At 73.4% G+C, this 23,826-nt stretch carries 24 protein-coding genes; 8 read left to right on the top strand and 16 right to left on the bottom strand.

Translation table 11 applies throughout. The annotated features are described in order from the left end of the window. Nucleotides 1–19: 19 nt before the first annotated feature. Together I3F58_RS06070 and I3F58_RS06065 are read right to left on the bottom strand one after the other, a co-directional pair. Nucleotides 20–1,198 (bottom strand): hypothetical protein, encoded by a 1,179-nt coding sequence (locus tag I3F58_RS06070; protein WP_240107178.1) that lies wholly within the window; start codon nucleotides 1,196–1,198, stop codon nucleotides 20–22. Then, nucleotides 1,195–2,613: a hypothetical protein gene (locus I3F58_RS06065; protein WP_240107177.1), complete on the bottom strand. Its 1,419-nt coding sequence runs from the start codon at nucleotides 2,611–2,613 to the stop codon at nucleotides 1,195–1,197. The genes I3F58_RS06070 and I3F58_RS06065 overlap by 4 nt, the downstream gene beginning before the upstream one ends. Before the next feature lie 242 nt (nucleotides 2,614–2,855). Here I3F58_RS06065 and I3F58_RS06060 point away from each other — a divergent pair, with 242 nt between their 5' ends. Continuing rightward, on the top strand, nucleotides 2,856–3,767 hold the full coding sequence (locus tag I3F58_RS06060; protein ID WP_240107176.1) for a Gfo/Idh/MocA family protein: 912 nt from the start codon (nucleotides 2,856–2,858) through the stop codon (nucleotides 3,765–3,767). Nucleotides 3,768–4,030: 263 nt separating this feature from the next. On the opposite strand, the gene I3F58_RS06055 is transcribed toward I3F58_RS06060, so the two are convergent. Continuing rightward, nucleotides 4,031–4,486: a MarR family transcriptional regulator gene (locus I3F58_RS06055; protein ID WP_240107215.1), complete on the bottom strand. Its 456-nt coding sequence runs from the start codon at nucleotides 4,484–4,486 to the stop codon at nucleotides 4,031–4,033. Between the two features lie 77 nt (nucleotides 4,487–4,563). Between I3F58_RS06055 and I3F58_RS06050 the strand changes: the two genes are divergently transcribed. Beyond that, nucleotides 4,564–5,427, top strand: coding sequence for an alpha/beta fold hydrolase (locus I3F58_RS06050; RefSeq protein WP_240107175.1), 864 nt, complete (start codon nucleotides 4,564–4,566; stop codon nucleotides 5,425–5,427). Here the strand turns inward: I3F58_RS06050 and I3F58_RS06045 are convergent. Both I3F58_RS06045 and I3F58_RS06040 read right to left on the bottom strand, forming a co-directional pair. Beyond that, a complete protein-coding gene (locus I3F58_RS06045; protein ID WP_240107174.1) occupies nucleotides 5,424–6,038 on the bottom strand; it encodes a septal ring lytic transglycosylase RlpA family protein in 615 nt (204 codons plus the stop codon). The two genes, I3F58_RS06050 and I3F58_RS06045, sit on opposite strands and share 4 nt — an antisense overlap. A gap of 118 nt (nucleotides 6,039–6,156) precedes the next feature. After that, nucleotides 6,157–6,519: an arsenate reductase family protein gene (locus I3F58_RS06040; protein ID WP_240107173.1), complete on the bottom strand. Its 363-nt coding sequence runs from the start codon at nucleotides 6,517–6,519 to the stop codon at nucleotides 6,157–6,159. 158 nt (nucleotides 6,520–6,677) lie between these two features. Between I3F58_RS06040 and I3F58_RS06035 the strand changes: the two genes are divergently transcribed. Beyond that, a complete protein-coding gene (locus tag I3F58_RS06035; protein ID WP_240107172.1) occupies nucleotides 6,678–6,953 on the top strand; it encodes a hypothetical protein in 276 nt (91 codons plus the stop codon). Between the two features lie 197 nt (nucleotides 6,954–7,150). Here the strand turns inward: I3F58_RS06035 and I3F58_RS06030 are convergent, their stop codons facing one another. Next, nucleotides 7,151–7,432: a hypothetical protein gene (locus I3F58_RS06030; RefSeq protein WP_240107171.1), complete on the bottom strand. Its 282-nt coding sequence runs from the start codon at nucleotides 7,430–7,432 to the stop codon at nucleotides 7,151–7,153. A 192-nt stretch (nucleotides 7,433–7,624) separates the two neighbouring features. Further along, nucleotides 7,625–8,491: a LysR family transcriptional regulator gene (locus I3F58_RS06025; protein WP_275678183.1), complete on the bottom strand. Its 867-nt coding sequence runs from the start codon at nucleotides 8,489–8,491 to the stop codon at nucleotides 7,625–7,627. Nucleotides 8,492–8,560: 69 nt separating this feature from the next. On the opposite strand from I3F58_RS06025, the gene I3F58_RS06020 reads away from it, so the two are divergent. Continuing rightward, nucleotides 8,561–9,517: a DMT family transporter gene (locus I3F58_RS06020; protein ID WP_240107170.1), complete on the top strand. Its 957-nt coding sequence runs from the start codon at nucleotides 8,561–8,563 to the stop codon at nucleotides 9,515–9,517. Between the two features lie 299 nt (nucleotides 9,518–9,816). Here the strand turns inward: I3F58_RS06020 and I3F58_RS06015 are convergent, their stop codons facing one another. Then, nucleotides 9,817–10,461, bottom strand: a complete 645-nt coding sequence (locus I3F58_RS06015) for a hypothetical protein (RefSeq protein WP_240107169.1) — start codon at nucleotides 10,459–10,461, stop codon at nucleotides 9,817–9,819. A 22-nt stretch (nucleotides 10,462–10,483) separates the two neighbouring features. Next, entirely contained in the window at nucleotides 10,484–12,085 is a 1,602-nt protein-coding gene (locus tag I3F58_RS06010) for an alpha/beta hydrolase (RefSeq protein WP_240107168.1), read from the bottom strand. A gap of 249 nt (nucleotides 12,086–12,334) precedes the next feature. Here I3F58_RS06010 and I3F58_RS06005 point away from each other — a divergent pair, with 249 nt between their 5' ends. Further along, complete coding sequence (locus I3F58_RS06005) at nucleotides 12,335–13,708, top strand: rhodanese-like domain-containing protein (RefSeq protein ID WP_240107167.1); 1,374 nt, start codon at nucleotides 12,335–12,337, stop codon at nucleotides 13,706–13,708. Continuing rightward, a complete protein-coding gene (locus I3F58_RS06000) occupies nucleotides 13,705–13,881 on the top strand; it encodes a hypothetical protein (RefSeq protein WP_240107166.1) in 177 nt (58 codons plus the stop codon). Before I3F58_RS06005 ends, I3F58_RS06000 begins: the two co-directional genes overlap by 4 nt. 12 nt (nucleotides 13,882–13,893) lie before the next feature. Here I3F58_RS06000 and I3F58_RS05995 read toward each other — a convergent pair whose 3' ends face one another. Then, nucleotides 13,894–15,078 (bottom strand): helix-turn-helix domain-containing protein, encoded by a 1,185-nt coding sequence (locus I3F58_RS05995; RefSeq protein WP_240107165.1) that lies wholly within the window; start codon nucleotides 15,076–15,078, stop codon nucleotides 13,894–13,896. Nucleotides 15,079–15,110: 32 nt separating this feature from the next. Then, a complete protein-coding gene (locus I3F58_RS05990; protein WP_240107164.1) occupies nucleotides 15,111–16,460 on the bottom strand; it encodes a hypothetical protein in 1,350 nt (449 codons plus the stop codon). Nucleotides 16,461–16,607: 147 nt separating this feature from the next. Between I3F58_RS05990 and I3F58_RS05985 the strand changes: the two genes are divergently transcribed. Next, nucleotides 16,608–16,961 carry a hypothetical protein gene (locus tag I3F58_RS05985; protein ID WP_240107163.1) on the top strand — a complete coding sequence of 118 codons (354 nt, stop codon included), beginning with the start codon at nucleotides 16,608–16,610 and terminating at the stop codon, nucleotides 16,959–16,961. Between the two features lie 65 nt (nucleotides 16,962–17,026). After that, a complete protein-coding gene (locus tag I3F58_RS05980; RefSeq protein ID WP_240107162.1) occupies nucleotides 17,027–17,176 on the top strand; it encodes a hypothetical protein in 150 nt (49 codons plus the stop codon). 148 nt (nucleotides 17,177–17,324) lie between these two features. Here I3F58_RS05980 and I3F58_RS05975 read toward each other — a convergent pair whose 3' ends face one another. The 5 genes from I3F58_RS05975 to I3F58_RS05955 all read right to left on the bottom strand — a co-directional run bounded on the left by I3F58_RS05975 (nucleotide 17,325) and on the right by I3F58_RS05955 (nucleotide 23,579). After that, the gene (locus tag I3F58_RS05975; RefSeq protein ID WP_374207911.1) at nucleotides 17,325–18,407 is read right to left on the bottom strand and encodes a LacI family DNA-binding transcriptional regulator; all 1,083 of its coding nucleotides are present in this window, start codon (nucleotides 18,405–18,407) and stop codon (nucleotides 17,325–17,327) included. Beyond that, a complete protein-coding gene (locus tag I3F58_RS05970) occupies nucleotides 18,395–20,050 on the bottom strand; it encodes a glycoside hydrolase family 13 protein (RefSeq protein ID WP_240107161.1) in 1,656 nt (551 codons plus the stop codon). The genes I3F58_RS05975 and I3F58_RS05970 overlap by 13 nt, the downstream gene beginning before the upstream one ends. Nucleotides 20,051–20,174: 124 nt before the next feature. Next, the gene (locus I3F58_RS05965; protein ID WP_240107160.1) at nucleotides 20,175–21,104 is read right to left on the bottom strand and encodes a sugar ABC transporter permease; all 930 of its coding nucleotides are present in this window, start codon (nucleotides 21,102–21,104) and stop codon (nucleotides 20,175–20,177) included. After that, nucleotides 21,101–22,087 carry a carbohydrate ABC transporter permease gene (locus I3F58_RS05960; RefSeq protein WP_240107159.1) on the bottom strand — a complete coding sequence of 329 codons (987 nt, stop codon included), beginning with the start codon at nucleotides 22,085–22,087 and terminating at the stop codon, nucleotides 21,101–21,103. Before I3F58_RS05960 ends, I3F58_RS05965 begins: the two co-directional genes overlap by 4 nt. A 205-nt stretch (nucleotides 22,088–22,292) precedes the next feature. Next, the gene (locus I3F58_RS05955) at nucleotides 22,293–23,579 is read right to left on the bottom strand and encodes an extracellular solute-binding protein (RefSeq protein ID WP_240107158.1); all 1,287 of its coding nucleotides are present in this window, start codon (nucleotides 23,577–23,579) and stop codon (nucleotides 22,293–22,295) included. Nucleotides 23,580–23,826: the final 247 nt, after the last annotated feature.

Genomic DNA, 23,826 nt, shown 5'->3' with positions numbered 1-23,826 from the left:
ACCCGCTGTGCGCCCTGCTTCACGTGCCCTGTGCCTCGCGTGACCGCTGTGCGACCACGTGCGGGTTCAGCAGCGACCCGAAGCCCGCCCGGCGGATCCGGGCGACCAGTTCCCCGTAGCCGATGCCCATCGCCTCCGCGGTGTGCCCCAGGTGCCAGTCGGTGTCGGCCAGCCTCCGCAGCAGGTAGCCGCGCCGGACCTGTCCGTCGGACAGCCGGAAGGTCTTCAGGTACGCGGTCCGTCCCCTGTGGTCCGTGATCATCTCTCCGATGTGCTGTCCGAGCCCGTCCCGCGCGAAGGGCGGCAGGAACCGGTACAGGCCGAACCGCCCCTTCCGCTGGACGCGTTCGCAGGCGTACGGGGTCTCCAGCAGCTCCCGGGCCATGACCGTGTCATGGCCCGCCGTCCACTCCCGCTCCTGCGCGCGTGCGGCCCGCCGCAGGTCCGCGAGCGTCCGGACGGTGCCCCGCGCGTCGTCGATCCGCGCGGTGAACTCCGGCACCGGGGCCCCGTAGTACGCGTACTGGTGCACCAGCTCTCCGTACAGGTCCTGCACGAGGGAGGGGTGCAGTGCCCGGTAGTCGTCCGGGTGCGGGACGACGAACGCGGCGGCGAGCGCGTCGGCGGCGTACACCATCACACCGCACTGGTCCGGGTGGATCTCGAAGATCCGCAGCGCCTCCGCGAGCCCCCGCACGTCCGCCCCGGCGTACGCCTGCTCCTCGCGCGGCGACAGCCCTCGCCGCACCGCCGCACGGGACCACTCGTCCCACACGACGGACGGCCCGCCGAAGTGGAGCGCGAGGTAGCCCTCCAGGGCGAGGTGCAGCGGCAGGAACCGCAGCCGCCCGCGCGCCGGGCCGTCTCCGGCCTTCCTGGCCGGCCGGTGAAGACCGCGGACGGGCACGGCCACAGGGGTGCCGGTGCCCATCTGGGTCCCGTAGGCGGCGCTCTGGCGCCTCTCCTCCGTCCCGGCCGCCCCGGGTGTCCCGGACCAGTCGGCCACGAAGCCGTGCGGGACGTACGAGACATACGCATGCCGCTCGTCCAGCCGCACGAGGCCCGTGTGGTCCTCGTACAGCTCCCGGCGCAGCCGGAGCCCCTCCACCGGCCGCTCCCGCAGCAGCGGCACGAGCCGGATGCCGCCCCACACCTGCGAGGGCCCGGCGGTCAGCCCGCCCAGGTCGATCCGTGTCACGACTCCCCCAGGAACAGCCGTACGCGCCCGTCCAGATACGCCCGCAGCTCCGCGAGCCCGGTCCGGCCCTCCGCGAACCGGGCGATCTCCACCAGCGACGCCAGGTCCCCGGCGTCCCGGATCCCGGCCGTCGGCACGCTCGGCGCCAGCCGCCGCACGTCGAACCCGCCGGCGTCGTACACGGGGTTGACGTGCACGGCGCTGGTACGGCGCTCCGGGTCGATCCGGGTCCGCCACACCCGCAGCACCTCCCCCGCCAGCCCCGGCGGGGCGTTGTCCCACCCGTCCGAGACGATCACCAGCCGCTCGGGGCGGGCGTCCAGCGCGTCGAGGATGCGTGTCCCGAGCGGGGTCGGGCCCCAGGGCCGCACGAGCAGCGGGTCGGCCGCGCCGGACGTCCACAGCGGCGTGTACGCGCGGGGAGCGGCCAGTGCCTCCAGCAGGAAGTGACAGCCCAGGGCCACCGCCAGCGGGCGGCGCCGTTTCTGACCCGACCCGGACGAGGAGAAGCTGTCGTCCAGCACGGCAGCGACCCGCCCCCAGGTACCGGCGTGCGTCCCGGCCGCCCGGCGGGCCGCCGCGCGCAGGGCGCCCGTCAGCTCGGCCCGCCGGGCGGTCCGCTCCTCGAACGGGAGGGCCAGCACGTACAGGGCGAGCCGGGTCAGCGGCATGACGGTCAGGTCGGTGTCGGTTCCGGCACCGGCCCGATGGGTGCGCAGCCGTTCCAGCCGGGTCATGCGGGGCGCCATCCGCTCCAGGAACACCTCACGCTTCAGACCGTGCCCGGCGGCGAAGCCCTCGGCGACGGTGAACGGCAGCTCGTACAGGGCGGCCTGCTGGTGGTGGGCGCGGCGGTGGGCGTCCAGCAGGGGATGCGCGTAGCGGGCGGGGGCCCGGCGGCGCGGGGTGAACAGGAAGTGCCCGATCTCGGGTGCCGGCGCCACGTGCGCGTGCCGGACGGCCGCTCTGACTCCCGCCCGGTACTTGACGGCGTCGTGCCCGAGGTCGGGGCGGGCGGCCAGCCAGTCCCGCATCAGGGCGCGGGTGCGGCGGTTGTTGACGCGGGCGGTGCGCAGGGCACGGAACAGGCGGTACACGCGTGGGGGCGGGAGCGTGGCCAGCCGGGCCGCGATGAGCCGCCCTTCGAGCCGCTTCTGGTCCGGGTCGGCCTCGCCGGCATGGCGCAGCAGGTTCTCGACGACGAGCGCGGCGTTGTGGTCGTTGATGCCGAGGGCGAGCGACGCGGCGTACAGGGGGCGGTAGTTGACCCGTACGTACTCGTGCAGAAAGCGCAGCGACAGCCGCTGCCGCGCGGCCCCGGACCGGAACTCGCGCTGGCCGGTCGCGGTGACGGCGGCGTTGACGAAGAGCAGCACGTCCTCGGCCGCGACAAGATCGGCGAGCGTCTCCGCCATGGTTCCCCCGGTGCTCTGCGAGAGGTGCGGTACCGGCCGGGGAATAGGGGCGTGAACAGCGAAATCGTTGCTTGAACAGAGCAGGTCTCGGAAGTCACGCGGGAGTCCCGCGGCCGGCGTGGAAGGAAACATAACACCGGAGCGGGCCGGGTCCGGCATGGATTTCGGGCCGGGATCCCCGGCCGGCGTGCCTGTGCGGCCCGGTTTCCGGGCGTGCCGGAGCGGCGGGCAGACTGGCGGGCATGCAGACGTCGTCACCGAAGCCCCGTATCGGCCTTCTCGGCACCGGCCCCTGGGCGGCCCGCACCCACGCCCCGGCGCTGGCCGCGCACCCGGGGGTGGAGTTCGCCGGGGTGTGGGGCAGGCGCTCCGAGGCGGCGGCCGGGCTGGCCGCGAGGCACGGTACGCGCGCGTACGGGGACGTGGACGCGCTGTTCGCGGCGTGCGACGCGGTGGCGTGCGCGCTGCCGCCGGATGTCCAGGCGCCGCTGGCGGTGCGGGCGGCCGGGGCGGGCTGCCATCTGCTGCTGGACAAGCCGGTGGCGACGAGTGTGGCAGCCGCGCGGGAGGTGGCGGACGCGGTGGACGCGGCGGGGGTCACGGCGGTGGTCTTCTGCACGCTGCGGTTCGCGGAGGCGACGGCGCCGTGGGTGGCGGAGCAGGCGGCGGCGGGCGGCTGGCACCTGGCGGAGGCGCACTGGCTGGGGGCGCTGTTCGGGCCGGACTCGACCAGCGCGTACGCCGCTTCGCCGTGGCGGCGGGAGAAGGGCGCGCTGTGGGACGTGGGCCCGCACGTACTGTCGGTGCTGCTGCCCGTGCTGGGCGAGGTGACGGGGCTGCGGGCGGTGCCCGGCCCGGGGGACACGCTGCATCTGCTGCTGCGGCACGCGTCGGGCGCGGGTGGCTCGGTGACGCTCAGTCTGAGCGCTCCCGCCGCCGCTGCGGACGCGGGCGTCACGCTGTACGGCGAGCGGGGCCGGGCGGTGATGCCCTACTGGGGCGACGCGACGGGTGCGTTCGGCCACGCGGTGGACGCCCTGCTGGACGCCGCCCGCACGGGCACCCCGCACGCCTGCGACGCCCGCTTCGGCCTGCGGCTGACGGAACTCCTGGCGGAGGCGGAGACGCAGACCGCGCCGGTGCGGGTTCCGTAACGGGCAGGAGTCCCGGGCACGGCGGGCGCGGGCCCTGCGGGACACACGGGTACGGAGGGACACGGGCCTCGGAGCTTCGGTTCGTGGAGGCGCAGGCCCGGACGCACGGGCCGAGGGACGCAGTGCCGGAGGAAGACCCCCGGGCGGGCACGCGGCCCGGGCGACGCGGGCCCGGAGAGCGCGAGCCCAGGACGCACGGGCCACCCGGGAACCGCAGGCCCGGGAGGCACGGGGCGCGGACAGGTGCGGGAGAAGTGTCCCCCTCACTCTCCGCCGGTCTCCCGCAGCACCTCCCGGACCCCCGTCAGGAACCGCCGCACCGCGTCCCGCTCCCGCTCGTCGAACCCGTTCAGCAGCTCCGCGGTGCCGTCGATCAGCGGCCCGAAGTGCGCCCACCCGAGCTCCCGGGCACGGTCGGTCACGGTGAGCAGTACCCGCCTACGGTCCCGCGCGTCCCGCACGCGGGCGAGCAGCCCGAGGCGTTCGAGCCGGTCGATGACGGCGGTGGTTCCCGCGGAGTTCAGGCCGAGGGCCGCCCCGAGGAGACCCGCCGTGGCGTCCTCGCCGGCCCGCTCGGCGTCGAGCAGCCGGATCAGGGCCCGCACATCGGTGGGGTGCATGTCGTTGCGTGCGGCGAACTCCCCTTGCCGCAGACCGTATTCCACGGTGACGGCTCGCAGCAGGTGAAAGACCCGGAGCTCTGCGGACTCCTCGTGCACGGACACACCTCCGGCATAGTATCTCGGTCAGCGAGATTATCGCTGGCCGAGATACTTACCCGAACGGAGGGGCACTCATGGCCATCCCACCGGCCGACGGGGCATTCTTCACGGCGTACGACACGGTCCTGCGCACCCGGTGGCCCGCCACCACCGTCAGCACGACCGTCCCCACCCCGTACGGGCCCACACACGTCAACAGCCACGGCCCCGAGGACGGCCCGCCCGTCATCCTCCTCCCCGGGGGCGGCGCCACCTCCACCGTCTGGTTCGCCACCGCCGCCGAACTGGGGCGCACCCACCGGGTCCACGCCGTCGACCTGATCGGCGACCCCGGCCGCAGCGTTCCCGGGTCGGACGACCCGCCCGTCCGTGCCGTGGCCGACCTCATGGCCTGGCTGGACGCGGTCATGGACGGCCTCGGCACCAAGACGGCCTCCCTGTGCGGCCATTCGTACGGCGCCTGGACGGCCCTCCACTACGCCGTCCACCGTCCCGACCGACTGGCCACACTGGTCCTGCTGGACCCGACGAACTGCTTCTCCGGCTTCAGCCCCCGCTATCTGCTGCGGGCCGCACCGCTCCTGCTGCGCCCCACCCCGGCCCGGACCCGGGCCTTTCTCCGCTGGGAGACCGGCGGTGTGCCGCTCGACGAGACCTGGCTCGCCCTGGAGCGGCACACCGCCGCCTTCCCTGCCGCCAGGCCGGTCACGGGTCCCCGCCCGGAGACCGCGGCCCTGCGCGTGCCGACACTGCTGCTCCTGGCGGAGCGCTCCCGGGCCCACGATGTACGGCGGGCCGCGGCGGCGGCCCGGAAGGTCCCCGCCGTGCGGGTGGAGATCCTCCCGGGCGCGACACACCACACCCTTCCGCTGGCGTCCCCGCCCGGCACGGACGCACGCGTGGCGGAGTTCCTCCGGGCCCGGCCCCTCCAGGCCTAGCCGACGCGTTCGATCCGGGCGTTGCGGATCAGGAACTTGCCTGCCTCCCGGACCTGCTCGAACGCGGCGTCGTTGAGCAGTACGCAGCTTCCGGAGGTGGATGTGACCTCGACGGTCGTCGACTTGTCGTTGTCGAGGTTGGTGACCTTCAGCCGCGTCCCGGCCGGGAACTGGTTGCTGGACGCCGCGGGCGCGCCGCCCTCGCCGGAGAGCGTGACGGTGGAGCCGGCACAGACGACCTCGCCCCCGGCCGCCGGGGGCGCGGCCTCGGCCGGCGGCTCCGCCTCCGCGGGCGGGGCGGCTTCGGCCGGCGGGGCGGCCTCCGCGGCTCCGCCGCCGCCCACCTCGCACCCGCTCGCCGCCTGCTTCCTCTTGATCTCCTCGATCACCGCGAGCCGGTTGGCGATCCGCGCCTCGGACTGGGCGTCCGGATTGGCCCGCTGTCCGGCGATGAACTGCTCGTTGTTGGCCAGCGCGGTGGCCAGCCCGTCGCAGGCCACCGACGCCTGACTGGTCCCGGTCATGACCACCGCGGTACCGCCCGCCAGCACGGCGGTACCGGCGAGCAGCGCGAGCTTCTTACTGCGGCTGAGGGTCTTCCTGCGTGACACGTGGGGCTCCTGTCCCCGGCCGCCACCCGGGGGAGAGCCGGCGGCCGGATCGGCTTCACTGTGCCCCTACGTACGAGTAACACCCCGGATCCGACTCAAAGTTGGCTGCGACTCGCTCTCAGGAACGGGACAGGGCGTCCCGTACCGCCTCCTCGGTGCGGGCGACCACCGCCGTGCCGTCGTCGGCGGTGACGATGGGCCGCTGGATCAGCTTCGGATGGGCGGCGAGCGCCTCGATCCAGCGGTCGCGGGAGACGTCGTCACGGGGCCAGGCCTTCATGCCCAGCTCCTTGGCCGCGGCCTCCTGGGTGCGGGTGATGTCCCACGGCTCCAGGCCGAGGCGGCGGAGCACGGTGCGGATCTCGCCGGGGGACGGGACGTCCTCCAGATAGCGGCGGACGATGTACGTCACGCCCTCCTCGTCGAGGATTCTCACGGCGCTGCGGCACTTCGAACAGGCGGGGTTGATCCAGATCTCCATGCCGGACACGGTACCGCCCGAAGGCCTCGGACTCCTTGCTCCCACGCCCCTTCAAATGACGTCTGACCAGGGCCGATTGTCAGTGGGGGCCGGTAGAATGAAGGCATTGAGCGAGGGTCCGGGGGAGGGCTCTCGCACCCCGCACCAGGAGGATGCCGATGGCCGTCGCCACCGTCACGCCACTGCCCGTCGAAGCCTGGAAACCGCTGCGGAAAAAGCCGCTCCCGGCCGGACGGCCGCGCGAGTGGTACGTGCGCCACAACCGTCGTCTGAAGGCCATGCGCCTTGCCATCGCGCTGCTCGACACGGGCGTGTACGTCCCCTCGCGGGCCGACGACGCGACGATACGGGACACGGCGCACCGCATCGGCGTGCACCCGCCGTCGACGACGACCTGCCGGATGGTCCGCACCCTGATCCGCGCCAACCGCTGACCGGCGGCTCCGCCCCCGGCATGCCTCGGCCCGTCCGGCGGGTGAGGACGGGTTCTCCCGGGGCACGATGACGGGGATCCGGGGGCGGAGCCCCCGCACGCGGCGGCAGCCGTGTACCGGTGCGGCCGGGAGAGCCGGGACAGCCTGTTCACCGGTCCCGGCCGTGAGCGCCTGAGGGCAGGCATCGAACCTCGCGGTCATGCCATGTCCAGCCCTCCGTCCTCTGTACCCGCCGCTCCGGCTCGTCTCGTCGTCGCCTGGCGTGCCGCCGCCCTGCCGACGGGCCGCGTCACCCCGTCCGGCGGCACGAGCGCGCCCGGTACGACTCCGCCCCCGGGCCTGTCCCAGATGCCCTGGCGCAGCCCGCCCCGACCATGACGGACGCGCGGGTCGAGGACGCGGCCGAGCAGCCGGACACCGGGGTCGGCACGCTGGTGCGGCGGACGGGCGTGCCCGGTGTCGCCGTTGCGGTGGTCCACAAGGGGAAGGTGCTCCTGCAGAAGGGCTACGGCGTCCCCGCGTCGCGCCTCGTGGGGCCCTGCGACGGCGACGCCTTCAGCAACGAGTCGACGGGGGGGAGGGCGAGGAGGCCGCCAAGGCGGCCGTCGAGAACCTCGACAGGAGCGGGCCCGGCACCTTCACCCGCGGCTCCCAGCCGTCAGCGAGGCTCGTCACACCCCCCGGTACAGCTCCGCGAGCAGTGCCACCGCCGCGTGCGTGCCCGGATGCGGGTCGTGCCGCCGCCAGATCAGGTACACCGGCACCGGTGCGGCGTCCCGCACCGGCCGGTACACGATGCCGTCGCGCCGGTACTGCGTCACGGTCGCGTGGGGCGTCACCCCGACGCACCGGCCCGAGGCGATCGCGGCCAGCCAGTCGTCCACGTCGTCGATGAACTCCAGCGCGGGCCGCGCGTCCTCGGGCCACAGGTCCACGGTCGTCGTCCCCTTCCGCCGGTCCACCGCGAGCACCCGCTCCCGGATCTCGTCCAGTCGCACCGAGCGCCGCCGTGCCCACGGGTCGTCGGCGGCCAGTGCCACATAGCGGCGCTCGGTGCCGACCAGCGCGTGGTCGAACCCGGGCCCCCGGTCCACGGCCGCGCGCACCACCGCCAGGTCGCACAGGCCCTCCGCGAGGCCGCCGGTCGGCGTGTTGTGCCGGATGAGCCGCAGCTCGACGTCCGGGTACCGGTCGTGCCAGCGGCGCTGGAACTCCGCGGTGTGACGCCCCAACGCGGACCAGGCGTGTCCGACGCGCAGCCGGGTGTGGCCGGTCACGGCCTCCCGCACGAGCTCCTCGGCCTCCGCGAGCAGCAGCCGGGCCCGTGCCAGGACCTGCACGCCGGCGGTGGTGGGGGTGACGGTACGGGAGGTCCGGTGCAGGAGCTGCACCCCGAGGATCCGTTCCAGAGCACGCAGGGTGCGGGAGACCGCCGCCTGGGAGACGCCCAGCTCGATGGCGGCGTCGGTGAAGCTCCCGGTGTCGACGATGGCGACGAGACAGCGCAGGTGCCGCAGCTCCATGCCGGTGCGTTCCATGCGTCCATCGTATAGATGGAGCACTGGATGCATTTTGCGTATGGATGTGGTCGGCGGACAGTGCTGCCCATGGCGATGGCGATACGCGGAAGCGGGCAGGCGACGGGGACGGCCCTGATGCTGGGCAGCGGACTGTCGAACCAGGTGGGGGCGGCGGTGGCGGCGCTCGCCTTCCCGGTGCTCGGACCGGTGGGGGTGGTGGCGGTACGGCAGTGGATGGCGGCGGGCGTTCTGCTGGCGGTGGGGCGGCCCCGGTTCCGTACGTTCACCGCCGCGCAGTGGCGGCCCGTGCTCGGGCTGGCGGTGGTGTTCGCCGCCATGAACGTGTCGCTGTACACGGCGATCGACCGGATCGGGCTGGGCCTCGCGGTGACCCTGGAGTTCCTGGGCCCGCTCACGGTGGCCCTGGCCGCGTCCAGGCGGCGGGCGGACCTGCTGTGCGCGCTGGCCGCCGCGGGCGCGGTCGCGGTGCTCACCCGGCCGCAGTCGAGCACCGACTACCTCGGCATCGGTCTCGGCCTGGTCGCGGCGGTCTGCTGGGGCTGCTACATCCTGCTGAACCGCACGGTGGGGGCCCGGCTGCCCGGGGCCCAGGGCTCGGCCGCGGCGGCGGCCGTGTCGGGCCTGGTGTACCTGCCGGTCGGCGCGGCGGTCCTGTGGCTGCGCCCGCCGACGGTCACCGCGCTGGTCTGCGCCCTGGCGGCGGGCGTGCTGGCCTCGGCCGTGCCGTTCCTGGCGGACCTGCTGGCGCTGCGTCGCGTCCCGGCGCACTACTTCGGCGTCTTCATGAGCGTGAATCCCGTGCTGGCCGCCCTGGTGGGCCTGGTGCTGCTGGACCAGCGGCCGGACTGGCCTTCCTGGCTGGCCATCGCGACGATCGTGACGGCGAACGCGACGACGGTGACGCTGGCGGCGAGGCGCGCCAGGTCCGTCGCCCGAGGGGCTGAGCCCCTGTCCGTCCGGCGTTTCAGGACGAGTGCCGTCCTGGGTGCACCTCCCGGTTCGAAGAACCGGCCGGAGCGGTGAGGGGCCCGGGAGGCGAGCCCCCGGTCCGCCGGGCCCGCCCGCTCCGCGCCCCGGAGCCGCCGTCGCGGCGTCCGCGTCGGCCGGCTCGGGTCGGCGAACCGGCACGGCACCCGTCCCGGGCCCGCCGGGCGGCGTGTACGGCGTCGGCTTCCGGCCGCCGGGCCTGCGGTTCGTCGGGGACCGGCTGACGGCGCTGCCTGCACGAGGTCGAGGTCGCCCCGCATCACGCGCGGGGTGCGGGGCGCGTCGGTTGCGGGAGCCGACGGAGACGACGGGGAAACGGGGGGCCGAGGCCGTTCTCAGTGCCCGAAGGGAGGCTCGAAGCAACCATGCTCCGGATACGGCCCGTTGACCTGCACGAGATAGTTGCTCTTCTGGACGAACGCGGTGACACAGGCGTCGGTGCCGACGCGCAGGCCGATCCGGGCACCCTCGGGTGTGACGTAACCGCCCTCCTTCCAGCGGGGGTTCATCTCCCTGACGGAGAGGGTCCCGCCGGACGGCTCGCTCTTCGCCCCGGCCCGCTCCTCCTCGTACCCGAGCCGGAGCAGGGCCGTCCGGACGCCCCCGGGGTCCCAGGTCCCCGCCTCCCACAGCCGCTTGAGCACGGGCTCGATACGGCCGGCCTCCTTCCGGGCCCGCTCCTCACCGGCGGGTGACATCTCCCGGGGCCGCCGGTGGGCGTTGTTCTCGGCGTAGTGCGGCGCGCCGTCACCGGCCCCCGGCGCCACGTACGGCGAGGGCTCGGGCGGAGGCGGACTCGCCGTCCCGGCGCCCGGCGTTCCGGCACCCGGGGTCGCAGCCGCCACCGCTGCCCCGGCGCTCTCCGTCCCGCCCGCGGCCGGTTCCCCGGCGCGCTGTTCACCACAGGCGGTCAGGGCCAGCACGGCTCCGAGAACGAGCGCGGCGCCCCGGCCGGGCCACCCCGGGTGGGATATCTCCATGGCCGCCACCCTGCCACGTTCTTCAGCAGGAGGCGCCCGGTTCCACGGGCCTCAGGCCGATGAGGTAGTCGTCCACCGCGTCGTCGACGCAGGCGCCGCCCCGCCCGTACGCGGTGTGCCCGAAGCCCTCGTAGGTCAGCAGCATGCCTCCGGGCAGCTGGCGGGCCAGCGCCTGCGCCTCGTGGTAAGGCGTGGACGGGTCACCGGTGGTGCCCACCACGAGGACGGGGGGCAGTCCTTCGGCCCGCACCTTGTGCGGGCCCGCCCCGGTCTGCGGCCAGCCCTTGCAGCCGAGCGCGGCGACCACGCTGTCGGACCCGAAGTCGCCGTCGGCGCGATGGGCCCGGTCGAGGGCCTTCCAGTACTGCTCCGGGTCCCCGGGATGAGGGATGTCCGCGCAGTTGACTGCGGTGAGGGCCACGTCGGAGTTGTCGGGCGGACCATCGTCCTGGGCCTCGTCCCCGGCCCCGCTGTCGGTCTCCGCCGCGTCGGCCTCCCCGGTCTCCTCCTCCGTCCCGTCCTCTCCGGAGGCGATGGCGGCGAGCCGCGTCCCGTCACCGCCGTCGGCGTCGGCCAGGGCGACGGACAGGGGCTCCCACTGCTCCTCCGGCGTGTACATCGACGCGGTGACGGCGCTGTGCAAGGTGACGGCGTCCAGCCCCCACTCGCTGTCGTCGACGGGCAGCGGCTCCTCGGCGGTCTTCGTGTACAGCTTGTCGAGCAGCTCGCGGATGCCCGCCGGGCTGTCGGCGGGACAGGCCTCGCCCGCCACCTCGGCACAGTGCTCCGCATAGTCGTCGACCGCCTCGCGGAAGCCCTTGGCCTGGCTCCGGGCCCGCTGGGACCAGTCGAGCGACGGGTCGATGGCCCCGTCCAGCACCATCGCACGCACCCGCCGGGGGAACAGCTCGCCGTAGGCGGTGCCCAGGGAGGTCCCGTACGACCAGCCGAGATAGCTCAGCCTGTCGTCACCGAGCGCTGCGCGCAGCACGTCCATGTCACGGGCGGCGTCGGCGGTGCCGACGTGCCGGAGGATCGCCCCGCTGTGCTTCTCGCAGGCGGCGAGCACGCTCTCCGCTTCGGCCAGGGCCGTCTGGCGTTGCCTCGCGGTGACGGGGTGCAGCGGCTGCGGCGGCAGGTCGTCGCCGCCTTCAGCCTCCCGGGCCCCGTCTTCTGGCCCGCAGTCCACGGCGGGGTCGCTGCCCCCGACTCCACGCGGGTCGAAGCCGACGATGTCGAACCGCTTCCGCAACCGGTCGCTGAAGGCCGTGACCCCGCCGTCCTGGAGGAGCCCGACCCCGGACTCCCCCGGCCCTCCCGGGTTGAAGACGAGCGACCCGATCCGCCGGTCAGGATCCGTCGCGGGCACCCGGATGAGAGGCAGGACGAAGGTTCTGCCGTCGTCGGGGTCCGTGTAGTCCATCGGCACCTCCAGCTCGGCGCACTCCTCGGTGCCGCAGGGCTCCCACCGCAACTCCTGGCCGTAGAAGGGGCTCAGGACTGCGGGGACGGACGAGTCCGCCCGCGAGTCGTCCGGCGCACAGGCGCCGAGGGAGGCGGTGAGCAGCACGCCCGCCGCGGCGGTGACGGCGGCACGAAGGCATCGCGAGCCTGGGGTGAACACGGGGAAGCGCTCCGGATGAGAGGACGGACAGAGGCCACGGCGGGTCGGCGGCGGCCGGGTCACCCTATGAACCGGAATCCCTTCCTCACATCGTCCGGACGGAGGACAACCGGAGTCGGCCGAAGACCGTCAGGGGGGCCGTGCCCGGTCGATCGCGCCCGGTCCGCGCTGTATAGATGGATGAAGGGGAGGCGAGCGGACCGGCCGCCCCGCGGAGGGCGGGCCGTTCCCGGACCCTGGAGGACCGCCGTGGGCTTCACCGAGGACCAGCTGATTCCGCTGGTGGACACCGGTCTGGGCAACAGCACCTATCTCGTCGACCTGGGCGACGGCCGCGCACTGGCCGTGGACGCCGGGCGCGACCTGCGCGCCGTGCGCGCCGCCGCGCGGCGCCGGGGCCTGCGGGTCGCCTACGCTGCGGACACACACCTGCACGCCGACTTCCTCTCCGGCGCCGTCCAGCTCGCCCACGACGAGGGCGCCGCCGTCCTCGCCTCCGCCGCGGGGCGCCGCGCCTTCCCGCACCGGGGCCTGGCCGACGGCGACGAGGTGGACCTGGGCGGGCTGACCCTGCGGGCGCTGGCCACTCCGGGGCACACCGACGAGCACCTGGCGTTCCTGCTGCTGGACGGGGCGCGGGAGCTGGGGGTGTTCACCGGGGGCTCGCTGATCGTGGGCTCGGCCGCCCGCACGGACCTGCTGGGCACCGGCCGCGCCGAGGAACTGGCCCGCGCCCAGTACCACTCGCTGCGCCGACTGGCGGCGCTGCCGGACGCCACCGGGGTGTGGCCCACCCATGGGGCGGGCTCGTTCTGCTCGGCGCCGCCGGGCGCGGAGCGTACGACCACGATCGGCGCGCAGAGACAGGCGAACGCGCTGCTGGCGGCGCCGGACGAGGACGCGTTCGTGCGGCGCCTGACGGCGGGACTGGGCACGTACCCCGCGTACTTCACCCGCCTGACCGAGCGCAACCGCCGCGGACCCGGGGTCCTGACGGCCGCCCCGGAGCTGCCCGCGCTGGACCCGGCCCGGGTGCGGGCGCTGACCGGCCGGGGCGGCCGCGTCGTCGACGTACGCCCTTCGGCCTCGTACGCCTGCGGCCACGTCCCCGGCTCGCTGTCCATCCCGCTGCGCGCCCGGTTCGCGACCTGGATCGGCTGGCTGCTGCCGGACGACGTGCCCCTGGCCTTCGTCATGGACGAGGGCCAGGACAGGGGCGAACTCGTCTGGCAGTCGTTCAAGATCGGCTACGAACGTCTGGCGGGACGCCTGGACGGCGGCATGCGGGCCTGGACGGCAGCGGGCCTCCGCACGGCCACCACCCCGTACGTCACACCGGACCGTACGGCTGCGACGGCCCCGTACGTCGACGTACGCCAGGAGTCGGAGTACACCGCCGGTCACGTCCCCGGAGCCCTCAGTCTGGAACTCGGCGCCCTGCCCTCCCGCACCGCCGACGTCCCCCGGGGCGCGGTCGTGGCCTGCGCGCGCGGTCAGCGCGCGATGACGGCGGCCAGCGTCCTGGAGGCGGCGGGCCACCCGGGCGTGACGGTCCTCAGGGGCGGCCCGTCCGACTACGCGGCGGCGCACGGCCTGCGGCTCACCGAGGGTGACGCCAGGTGATCCCGGCCGCGGCCCCGGTACGGCGCCGCCTGTGCGAGAACCGCCTCCGGTTCACCCCGCCGGTCGTCGCCCCCGTGTGCGTGGGCGCGCCGGCGGGCCTGGAGGCCGCCCTCCTCACCGCCGCCTCGGGCCTGCCGGCGGCCCGCCGGATCACGGAACGGCGCGGGGGCTGACTGCGCAACCGGTCAGGAAGCCAGTCCGGTGCGCTTCGCCATCGCCATCAGGTCGGGGCGGCTGCGCTGGTGCAGGACGAACAGCACGCGGAGAACCTCACGGCTCATGGGGTGGATCTCCGCCATCTGCGGCGACACCGTGAACGCCGGTTTCAGGGCCTCCTCGGCCCCGTCCAGGTCCTTGGTGGCGAGCCGGGCGCGGGCCAGGTCGATGTAGAAGCGGCCGACACGGTTCGGTTTCAGCCCCGTTGGGGGCGCGGTCACGAGGGGCGCGGCCATCCGTACGGCCTCGTCGGGCTGGTCCAGTTCGATGTGGGCGGCGAGTTCGTACAGCGCGGTGTTGCCTTCTCCGAAGGTCAGGTTGTGCAGGAGCCGGTCGTCGGGCAGCTGTAGGGCCAGATCCTTGGCGTACCGCAGGTGGGCCTTGGTGGCCTCCTTGTCCCGGTGGCGGGAGGCGAGGACGACTCCGCGCAGGTGGAGTGAGCCCAGCACGACGACCGGTTCGGGGCCGTCGGAGCGGGAGCGCCCGTAGTGGCTGATGGCCCGCTCGACGATGGCCAGGCCGTCGTCGTACTGGCCCGCGCTCTGGTACGTCCCGGCCTCGTTCCAGGCCGCCGCGGCGTCGGCCGCCGGGTTCCAGGTGCGCTGGGCGGCCCACTGCTGGCGGGAGACGACCATGTCGGCCAGGTCGGGCTGGGCGAGGCGGTGGGCGACCGCGTAGGCGCACCCGTACAGGTCCGACACCTGCCCCCACGCCACCGCGTCCCCACCAGCGTCCAGCGCGGTCGCGGTCGCCTGGCCGAGGAGCCTGGGCAGTATGCGGAGAAGCTCCAGATACTTGGTGTCGGCCCGCAGCTGCGCGGCCTGCTGAAGGCCCTGGGCCAGCTCGCTCCGCGCGGGCGTGTCCTCCTTCGGCAGTGTGTGCCGACGTACCGCGCCGCGGAGTTCGTTGAGCAGGTCGGCCTGCTCGGACGGATCCGCGAAGGGCTGCCCGTGGATCCGGGCGGTGGTGACATGCAGCGCCTCGGCGGCAGCCGCTACAACCGTGGGTGTGGCGGGCCTGAGCCCGATCTCGACCTTGCTGAGGTACGAGACCGTGATGCCCATCCGGCGTGCGAGCCTGGCCTGACCGATCCCGCGCGCTTTGCGCAGGACGGCAATGTTTTCACCGGCGGTGGGCTTGCGGCTGCTCTCCATGGCCTGAGCCTTCCCCGCAGGAGGGCCACGCATCAGCCGGCCTTCATGGCCGCGACGTGCCGCGCCCGCTCCTCCAGTTCGCGTACGGCTCCGAGCCCCCGGTATGCGGGCAGGGCACGCAGCATGGCGGTGAGATGGGCGTCACCGCGGGCGGAGGAGAGGGTCACGTGGTCGTCGAGGAAGGCGTGCCAGGTGGCGCAGGCGGCTTCCACGTGACGCATACGGAACTGGCGTTCCGCGATCACGCCCAGGCAGTGCAGCCGCCCCTGCCGTTCCTCGGCGGACCGTGCGGCGTTGGAGCGGCGCAGGCTCCGGACCGAGCCCTCGCCGTCGCCCAGGCTCCAGCGGACGTGGGCCTCGTGGAAGAAGTACGCCGCCTCGTCGTAACCGCCCACCGCGTCACGCCGGTTGTCGGCCCGTGCCAGTGCGCCCTCCGTCTCCCGCAGCCGGGCCAGCGCGCCGTGCCGGTCGCCCACCATGGCCGAGCCGTGGGCCTGCTGGCCGCGCAGGAACGCCACCAGGCGCGGCCCGGCCGCCGGGGCCGCCTCCGCCGCCGCGTCCGCCAGTTCCAGCGCCCGCGCCCCGTACCCGAGGTGCGAGGCCTGGAGGCTCATGCCGCGGAGGGTGCGGCAGTAGGTGACATGATCCTCCGCCTCCCCGGCCAGTGCGAGCGCCTCCAGGTAGTACCGCTGGCCCAGCCCCTGGCGCTCCTCGTACATGGCCATCCAGCCCGTCAGGTACACCAGGTCGGCTGCGGCGGCCCGCATGTCCCGCCGCACATGCTCCGGCCCCGACGCCTTCAGATACGCCCCCACGGTGTTCGCCAGGAACGCGGCGGCCATCGGCCGGGCATGCCCGGCGCCGATCTCGTCCAGGATCTCCGCGACCTTGACCGTCATCCTCCGTACGGTCTCCACGTCGCCCGCCCCGATCCGCACCGTCCGCCCGGCCTCCGCCGCCTCCGCCCGCCCGGCCAGGACCTCCTGGAACGACGGCACCAGCAGTGTCGCGCTGTACAGCCCGGCCCCCAGCACTCCCCGCCGGGACGGGTCCATGTCGGCCCGGCTCAGCTCCATCACACCCGCCGCCACGTCCCGTGTCCCGGGGGCTTCTGCCCCCCATCCCAGCTCGGCCGCCACCACAGGACGGCCCACCAGGCGCCCCAGCGCCTCCGTCACCGCCGGACGGGCCTCGGCCTTCGGCACGCTCCCCTTCAGCCAGTGGGAGACCGTGGACTTGTCGTAGTGCAGCCGCAGCCCCAGTTCGGCGCCGACCGTGTTCACTCTGCGCGCGAGCTGGGCGTTCCCGACTCCTGCCTCGGCCATCAGGCGGGTCAGCGCCTCGTTGGGTGTCCGTGTCCGTGTCCGTGCCTGTGCCGCCATGGCCGCACCCCCGAGCGTTCAACGCGTTCAACCGGACCTTCAGAGTGCCCGGTTCTCCCCCGGCCCGTACCCGCGTTGGATGGATGTCAGCCGCACGGAAACACCCGGGGCGGCCCGTCTCCCAGCACCCGGTCGAGGGGAACGACGATGGCAGTGCCCCACACGAACCCGCCCTCCACGCCGCCTCCCGTGGACACCTCACACGTCGCCCAGGACGTGGACCTGGCCCTGCGCCTCGCCGCCCTGAGACCGACCGGCGAGGCGGCCGACGCGCTCCGGGAGCGGCTGCGGGGTTACATCCGTGCGTACGCGGACGCCGCCGGTGCCTACGCCCGCGACCTGGCCGACGGGCGGGCCCGGGACATCGCGCTCAGCACGGTGACCCACGCGCGGGCCGTCGCCGCCGACGCCGTGCACGACCCCGGCGCGAACCTCCGGCTCCTCGCCGGAGGCGCACAGATGCTCGCGCGGTACGCCGCGGCTCGGAAGGGGGCCCTGTGATGGCTCACCGTCCCCCGTTCGGGAGGGAATTCAGTGGCGGTGCACGTGTCCTCGATACCGCGCGGATGAAGGTCGCCGTTGTCACAGCGCCGCCTGACAAGGGTGGCTGGTACCGGCTGGCCGGTGAGTACACCGAGGACGCGTGGCACGCGCGGGGCTGGACCCTCGTCCCGCTGCCGTCGCTGCGGGATCAGCACGATCGCCCGTTCACCTGACCTCGCGTCAGGCCCCTGGTCCCGCAAACAAGCCGGAGGCCCGGGTGCATCGCGCAGGCGGGCCGCCCCGTCCGCCTGGGAGGGGGCGCCCACCCCTGGAGGGCGCCCCCGGGCGGGCGGGGCCGGGCCCCGCCCGCCCACGCCGCCGTCACCTCCCCGGCGCCGCCGTCGAGCCCCGTACCACCAGTTCCGGCTGGAACACGTACTCCGTGCGCTGGACCGGGTTGCCCTCGATCTCCTCCAGCAGCGCGTCCACCGCCGCCGTCGCCATCGCGCGGACCGGCTGGCGGACCGTCGTCAGGGGCGGGTCGGTGAAGGCGATGAGCGGGGAGTCGTCGAAGCCGACCACCGACACGTCCCCGGGCACGTCCAGGCCCCGTGCCCGTACCGCGCGGATCGCACCGAGCGCCATCAGGTCGCTGCCGCAGACGATGCCGGTGCAGCCCTGGTCCAGGAGGGTGTCGGCCGCCGCGTGGCCGCCCTCGACGCCGAAAAGCGTGGACTGGATGTACGAGTCGGCCTCCTCGCGCGGGACGCCCAGCAGCCGGTGCAGGGCGGAGACGAAGCCCTCGGCCTTGCGGCGGGAGGGAACGTACCGGGTGGGGCCGATGGCCAGGCCGACGCGCTCGTGGCCGAGGTCGGTCAGGTGGCTCACCGCCATGCGGGCCGCCGCCCGGTCGTCGGGAGAGACGAAGGGCGCGTTCACCCGGTCGTTGAAGCCGTTGATCAGGACGAACGGCACGCCCCTCGCCGCCAGGCGCTCGTAGCGGCCCGGGTCCTCCGTGGTGTCCGCGTGGAGGCCCGACATGAAGACGATGCCGGTGACGCCGCGCTCCTCCAGCTGCTCCACCAGTTCGTCCTCCGTCGCGCCGCCCGGCATCTGGGTGCACAGCACGGGGGTGTAGCCGTGGCCCGCCAGGGTCTGCTCGATGACCTGGGCGAACGCCGGGAAGATCGGGTTCGTCAGCTCGGGGATCACCAGGCCGATCAGGCCCGCGCTGCGCTGTCTGAGGCGTACGGGGCGTTCGTAGCCCAGCAGGTCGAGCGCGGTCAGCACCCGGTGGCGGGTCGCCGGGGCGACGCCCGCCTTGCCGTTCAGGACGCGGCTGACCGTGGCCTCGCTGACCCCGGCCTGGGCCGCGATGTCCGCGAGGCGCGGGGCGGCGCCGCCGGTGACACCAAGGTCACCGGCGGCGCCGCCCCGCGCCAGGGAGATGGTCACTCCGCCCACCAGACCGTGGTGTCGGCGGGCAGTTCGGCCGTGCCGTCCACGCTCGTACGGACCTGCTCGCTCGACAGCAGCATGCGGCCGGGGACCTCGATGCGGACCGGGGCTGCCGTCGTGTTGGCCGTGCAGACGAACCCCTCGCGGCGGAAGGACAGCACGCCCTCCGGCGCCACCAGCCACTCGACGTCCGCGCCCGCGCCGAGGCCGGGCTGCTCGCGCCGCACCCGCAGCGCCGTGCGGTACAGCTCCAGCGTCGAGCCGGGCACCCCGGTCTGGGCCTCGACCGACAGCGCGCCCCAGGTGGCGGGCTGCGGCAGCCAGCTGCCCCCGGCCCCGAAGCCGTACGAGCCGCCCTCCACGGTCCACGGGATCGGCACGCGGCAGCCGTCGCGGAAGCCGTCCTGGCCGCTGGCGCGGAAGAACGACGGGTCCTGGCGCACCTCGTCCGGCAGGTCGGTGACGTCGGGCAGGCCCAGTTCCTCGCCCTGGTAGACGTACGCGGAGCCGGGCAGCGCCAGCATGAGCAGGGTCGCCGCGCGGGCTCGGCGCAGGCCCAGCGCGCGGTCGCCGGCCTCCCGCAGCTGGGTGCCGAGTCCCGCCGGGTTCGCGAACCGGGTGGCGTGGCGGGTCACGTCGTGGTTGGACAGCACCCAGGTGGTGGGCGCGCCGACCGGGCGCATCGCGGCCAGCGAGACGTCGATGACCTCGCGGAGCTCGGCCGCGTCCCAGTGGGTGCCCAGGTACTGGAAGTTGAACGCCTGGTGCATCTCGTCGGGGCGCACGTAGTTGGCGGTGCGCTCGACGGTCGGGGTCCAGGCCTCCGCGACGAGGACACGCTCGCCGTCGTACTCCTGGAGGACCTTCCGCCAGCTGCGGTAGATCTCGTGGACGCCTTCCTGGTCGAAGAACGGCATCACGTCGTTGCCGAGCAGCTTCAGCTGGTCGTGGCCGCCGACGTCGGGCAGGCCCTCGGCCTTGACCAGACCGTGGGCGACGTCGACGCGGAAGCCGTCGACGCCCATGTCGAGCCAGAAGCGCAGGATGGAGCGGAACTCGTCCCGTACGGCGGGGTGCTCCCAGTTGAAGTCGGGCTGCTCCGGGGCGAAGAGGTGCAGGTACCACTCGCCGTCCGCGACACGCGTCCAGGCGGGGCCGCCGAAGATGGACTCCCAGTCGTTCGGGGGGAGTTCGCCGTCGACGCCCTTGCCGGGGCGGAAGTGGTAGCGCTCGCGCAGCGGGGAGCCGGGGCCCTCCCGCAGGGCGCGCTGGAACCACTCGTGCCGGTCGGAGGAGTGGTTCGGCACCAGGTCGACGATGATCCGCAGGCCCAGCTCGTGGGCCTCGCGCACGAGCGCGTCGGCGTCGAGCAAGGTGCCGAACATCGGGTCGATGGCCCGGTAGTCGGCCACGTCGTAACCGGCGTCGGCCTGCGGGGAGGCGTAGAAGGGGCTGAGCCAGACGGCGTCGACACCCAGGTCCTTCAGGTAGGGGAGGCGGCCGCGGATGCCCTCCAGGTCGCCCATGCCGTCGCCGTTGCCGTCGGCGAAGCTGCGCGGGTACACCTGGTAGATCACCGCGTCTCTCCACCAGCCGGTGTCCGTGCCGGTGGTCGGGGCGGCGGGGGCGGCGGCAAGGTGCTGGGTCATGTCTTCCCTGGAGTGGATGGAGGGATGGGGGCGGTGCCGGGCCCCTGTGGAGCCCTGGAGACCGGCACCGTCGTCGTGTTCGCGGACGGCCGGGGCTTCGCGCGAAAGCCCGAGGTCCGGGCGGTCAGCCCTTGGTGCCGCCCGCCGTGAGTCCGGCGACGAGGTTCCGCTGGACCAGCAGGAACACCAGGCCGGCCGGAATCGTGATGATCACCGCGCAGGCGGTGAGGTAGCCCCACTCGGCCTTGTGCTGGCCGATGAAGCTCTGGAGGCCGACGGACAGGGTGAGCATCGAGTCGGTGGACAGGAAGGCGCGGGCGAAGGCGACCTCGCTCCACGCGGTGAGGAAGGAGTAGAAGGCGGTCACCGCGAGGCCGGGCTTGGCCAGCGGCAGGATCAGCCGGAAGAAGGTGCCGAACGGGGTGAGCCCGTCCACCCGGCCCGCCTCGTCGATCTCGTGCGGGATGGTGTCGAAGTAGCCCTTCATCATCCACGCGCAGAACGGCACGGACACCGAGCAGTAGGTGAGGATCAGACCGAGGTACGAGTCGAGCAGGCCCAGCCCGCCGAGGATGTTGTAGAGGGCGACGATCAGCACCGCCACCGGGAACATCTGGGTGATGAGCAGCACCCACATCAGCGACCTGTGGCCGGGGAACCGCATGCGGGAGATCGCGTAGCCGGTGGAGGCGGCGACGAACACGCCGAACACGGTCGTACCGCCGGCGACGATCACCGAGTTGGCGAACCAGCGCGGGAACTCCGTCTCCGTCAGGACGTACGCGTAGTTGCTGATCTCCAGTCCGCCCTCGACGCTGGTCGGCGCGGTCCAGCCGTCCCGGCCGCGGAGCGAGATGAAGATCATGTACGCGATCGGGAAGACCGCGACGAGGCTCGCCGCGACCAGCGCGGCGTGCAGGCCGGCGGAGGCGAGCGGGGAGCGCTCCTCGCGGCCGCGGGGGCGGCGGGGGCGGGTGGCGCTGTGCCTGCCGGTGCCGCCGGAGGCGGAGGAGGACGGCGCGGGCTGCTTCAGGGGTTCGGTCACCGTGCTCATCGGGCGGCCTCCTGACGGTTGAGCATCCGGCGGTAGAAGACGGCGAAGACGAGGAGCATGGAGAGGATGATGATCCCGTAGGTGGCGGCGCCCGCGTAGTCGCGGACGGAGCCGAAGGCCAGCCGGTAGGCGTAGGTCACGAGGATCTCGCTGTGCAGGGCGTTGGCCTCACCGAGCATCAGATAGATGATCGGGAACATGTTGAACGTCCAGATGGTGCCGAGCAGGATCACCGTGGCGCTGACCGGGCGCAGCCCCGGGAGGGTGACGTGCCGGAACCGCTGCCAGGGGGTGGCACCGTCCATCTCGGCGGCCTCGTACTGCTCGCTGGAGATGGACTGGAGGCCGCCGAGGATCGCGACCATCATGAAGGGGACGCCGAGCCAGACGTTGACGCCGATGACGGCGACCTTCTGCGTGAAGGTGTCACCGAGCCAGTCGACCGGGCCGAAACCCAGCGTGCCGAGCAGGGCGTTGAAGATGCCCGACTCGGAGTTGTACATCATGCGCCAGATGTACGTGGCGACGAACGCGGGTACCGCCCACGGCAGGATGAGCAGCACGCGGTAGAGGGAGCGGCCCTTCACCTTGCGGTTGAGGAGCAGGGCCAGACCGAGGCCGATCGTGTAGTGGAAGAACACGCAGGACGCGGTCCACATGACGGTCCACAGCAGCTTGGGGTAGAACTCGCCGTCGGCGCCGGACAGGACCCGCCAGTAGTTGTCGAGTCCGACGAACTCGTAGGTGGCGGGGATCTGGATCGCGCCGAGCTGCTTGGCGACGTTGGACTCGTCGGCGTCGGTGAACGACAGGTAGACGCCCTGGCCCAGGGGGTAGGCGATGAGCACCCCGATGACCAGGACCACCGGCAGCACCATGGCCCAGGCGTACCAGTGCTGGTCGTAGGAGCGCTTCACGCGCGTGAGCAGCCCGGCCCGGGCAGGCCGCGGGGCCGTGGCGGGGTCTGCGGTGGCTGTCTTCATGGGCGTTCTTTTTCCTCGGGTCCCTCTGTGGGTACGGGGCCGGTCCCGGCGCCTGCGGGGCCCGGCCTCAGGAGGTGCGGCCCGGCCCCGGCGGGTCCGGTCGCGGTCGCGGGTCCCGCGCCCTGGGGCGCGGGTCCGGTGCGTACGGGTCCGGCCCGGACCGGCTCCCGAGAGGTTCGGGGCGCCGGTCCGGGCCTGGAGCGGATCAGCCGATCGAGTACTCCTTGAGGGAGCCGACGTTGGCCTTCCACTTGTCCGCCGTGGTGTCGAGGCCCTTCTCGACGGACGCGTTGCCCTTGAGGATCTCGACGTGCTGCTTGGTCCACTCGGCGAACATGTCGCTCACACCGGCGACCGCGGGGCGCGGGGTGGAGTCCGTGAGGACGTTCTTGAAGGCGGCGCGGACCGGGTCCGCGACGACCTCGACGGTGTAGGCGTCGTCACGGGTCGGCAGGACGCCGGTCCCCAGGGAGGCGAACTCCTGCGACTCGGCGGAGGTCATGAACGCCACGAACTTCTGCGCCGCCGCCTTGTGGGCCGCGTCGGAGCCGTTGTAGACGGTCAGGTTGTGGCCGCCGGTGGGCGTGCCGGCCTTGCCGGAGGAGCCGGCCGGGACGGACGCGATGCCCAGGTTGTCCTTGTTCTTGAACGCCTTGCCGGACAGGTCGTCGGCCGTGGACCACGGGCCGTTGATGACCATGGCGACCTTGCCGTCCTTGAAGGCGGCCTGCATGTTGTTGTAGCCGTCGGTGTAGTCCGGCTTGACCGCGACGCCGTCCTTGATCATGTCGACGATGGTCTGGGTGGCCTTCTGGCCGGCCGCGTCGTTGACGGTGATCTTCTTGTTCGCGGGGTCGACCATCATGCCGCCCTCGCCGTACAGGAAGGGCAGGGCGAAGTAGCTGTCCGGGTTGAGGTAGATACCGTCGACGCCGGTCTTGTCCTTGATGGTCTTCGCGGCCTTGGACAGCTCGTCCCAGGTGGTCGGCGGGGTCTTGACGCCGGCCTTCTCGAAGATCTCCTTGTTGTAGAGGAGGGCGAGGGCGTCGGTGACCTGCGGCACGCCGTACAGCTTGCCGTCGACCTTGGCGCCCTCGACGAGGCCCTGGTTGAAGGAGCCGATCTCCTTGACGGCGGGGGTGCCGTCGAGCGGGGCGAGGTACTTCAGCTCCGCGAGGCCGGCGGTCCAGCCGACGTCGGCGCGCAGCACGTCCGGGGCCTTGCCGGCCTGGGCGGCGGTCTTGTACTTCTGCTCGGCCTCGGCGAACGGGACGTTCTGGTACGTGACCTTGATGTCCTTGTTGGCCTTCTCGAACTTCTCGATCAGCTTCTTGTACGTCGGCGCCTCGTTCGTGGCGTCCGAGGTGTCCCACCAGGTGATGGTGACCGGGCCGTCGGCAGCCTTGTCCCCGTCGCCACTTCCGCCGCCGCAGGCCGTCGCCGCGAGAGCCAGGCTCGCGACCAGCGCGGTGGCCGCTATGCCACGCCGCATGTGAACTCCTTCGAACGATCCCGGTTTGCTGCAGACCGCTCCTTCGCGGGGCGCCGGGTTGCCAGGAACGTAACAGGGATGAAAACGCGCCGAAAGACCTTGCGGCAATTTTCTGCAAGCCCCGGCGATCGTTACATCCGCGTGTCCCTACAGTTGCCGACGCATCGCTTGACACAGCGGTCCCCGCAGTCACCGCGGACGCTGACCCCGGGGCCTGCGAGGGTCTGCAAGCCCTTTCAGGATCCTT

It is taken from the genome of Streptomyces sp. MUM 203J, from assembly GCF_022414595.1.
Taxonomy (GTDB): Bacteria; Actinomycetota; Actinomycetes; order Streptomycetales; family Streptomycetaceae; genus Streptomyces.
Note: the sequence above shows the minus strand (reverse complement) of the source record. Positions and strands in the feature narration are given on the sequence as shown.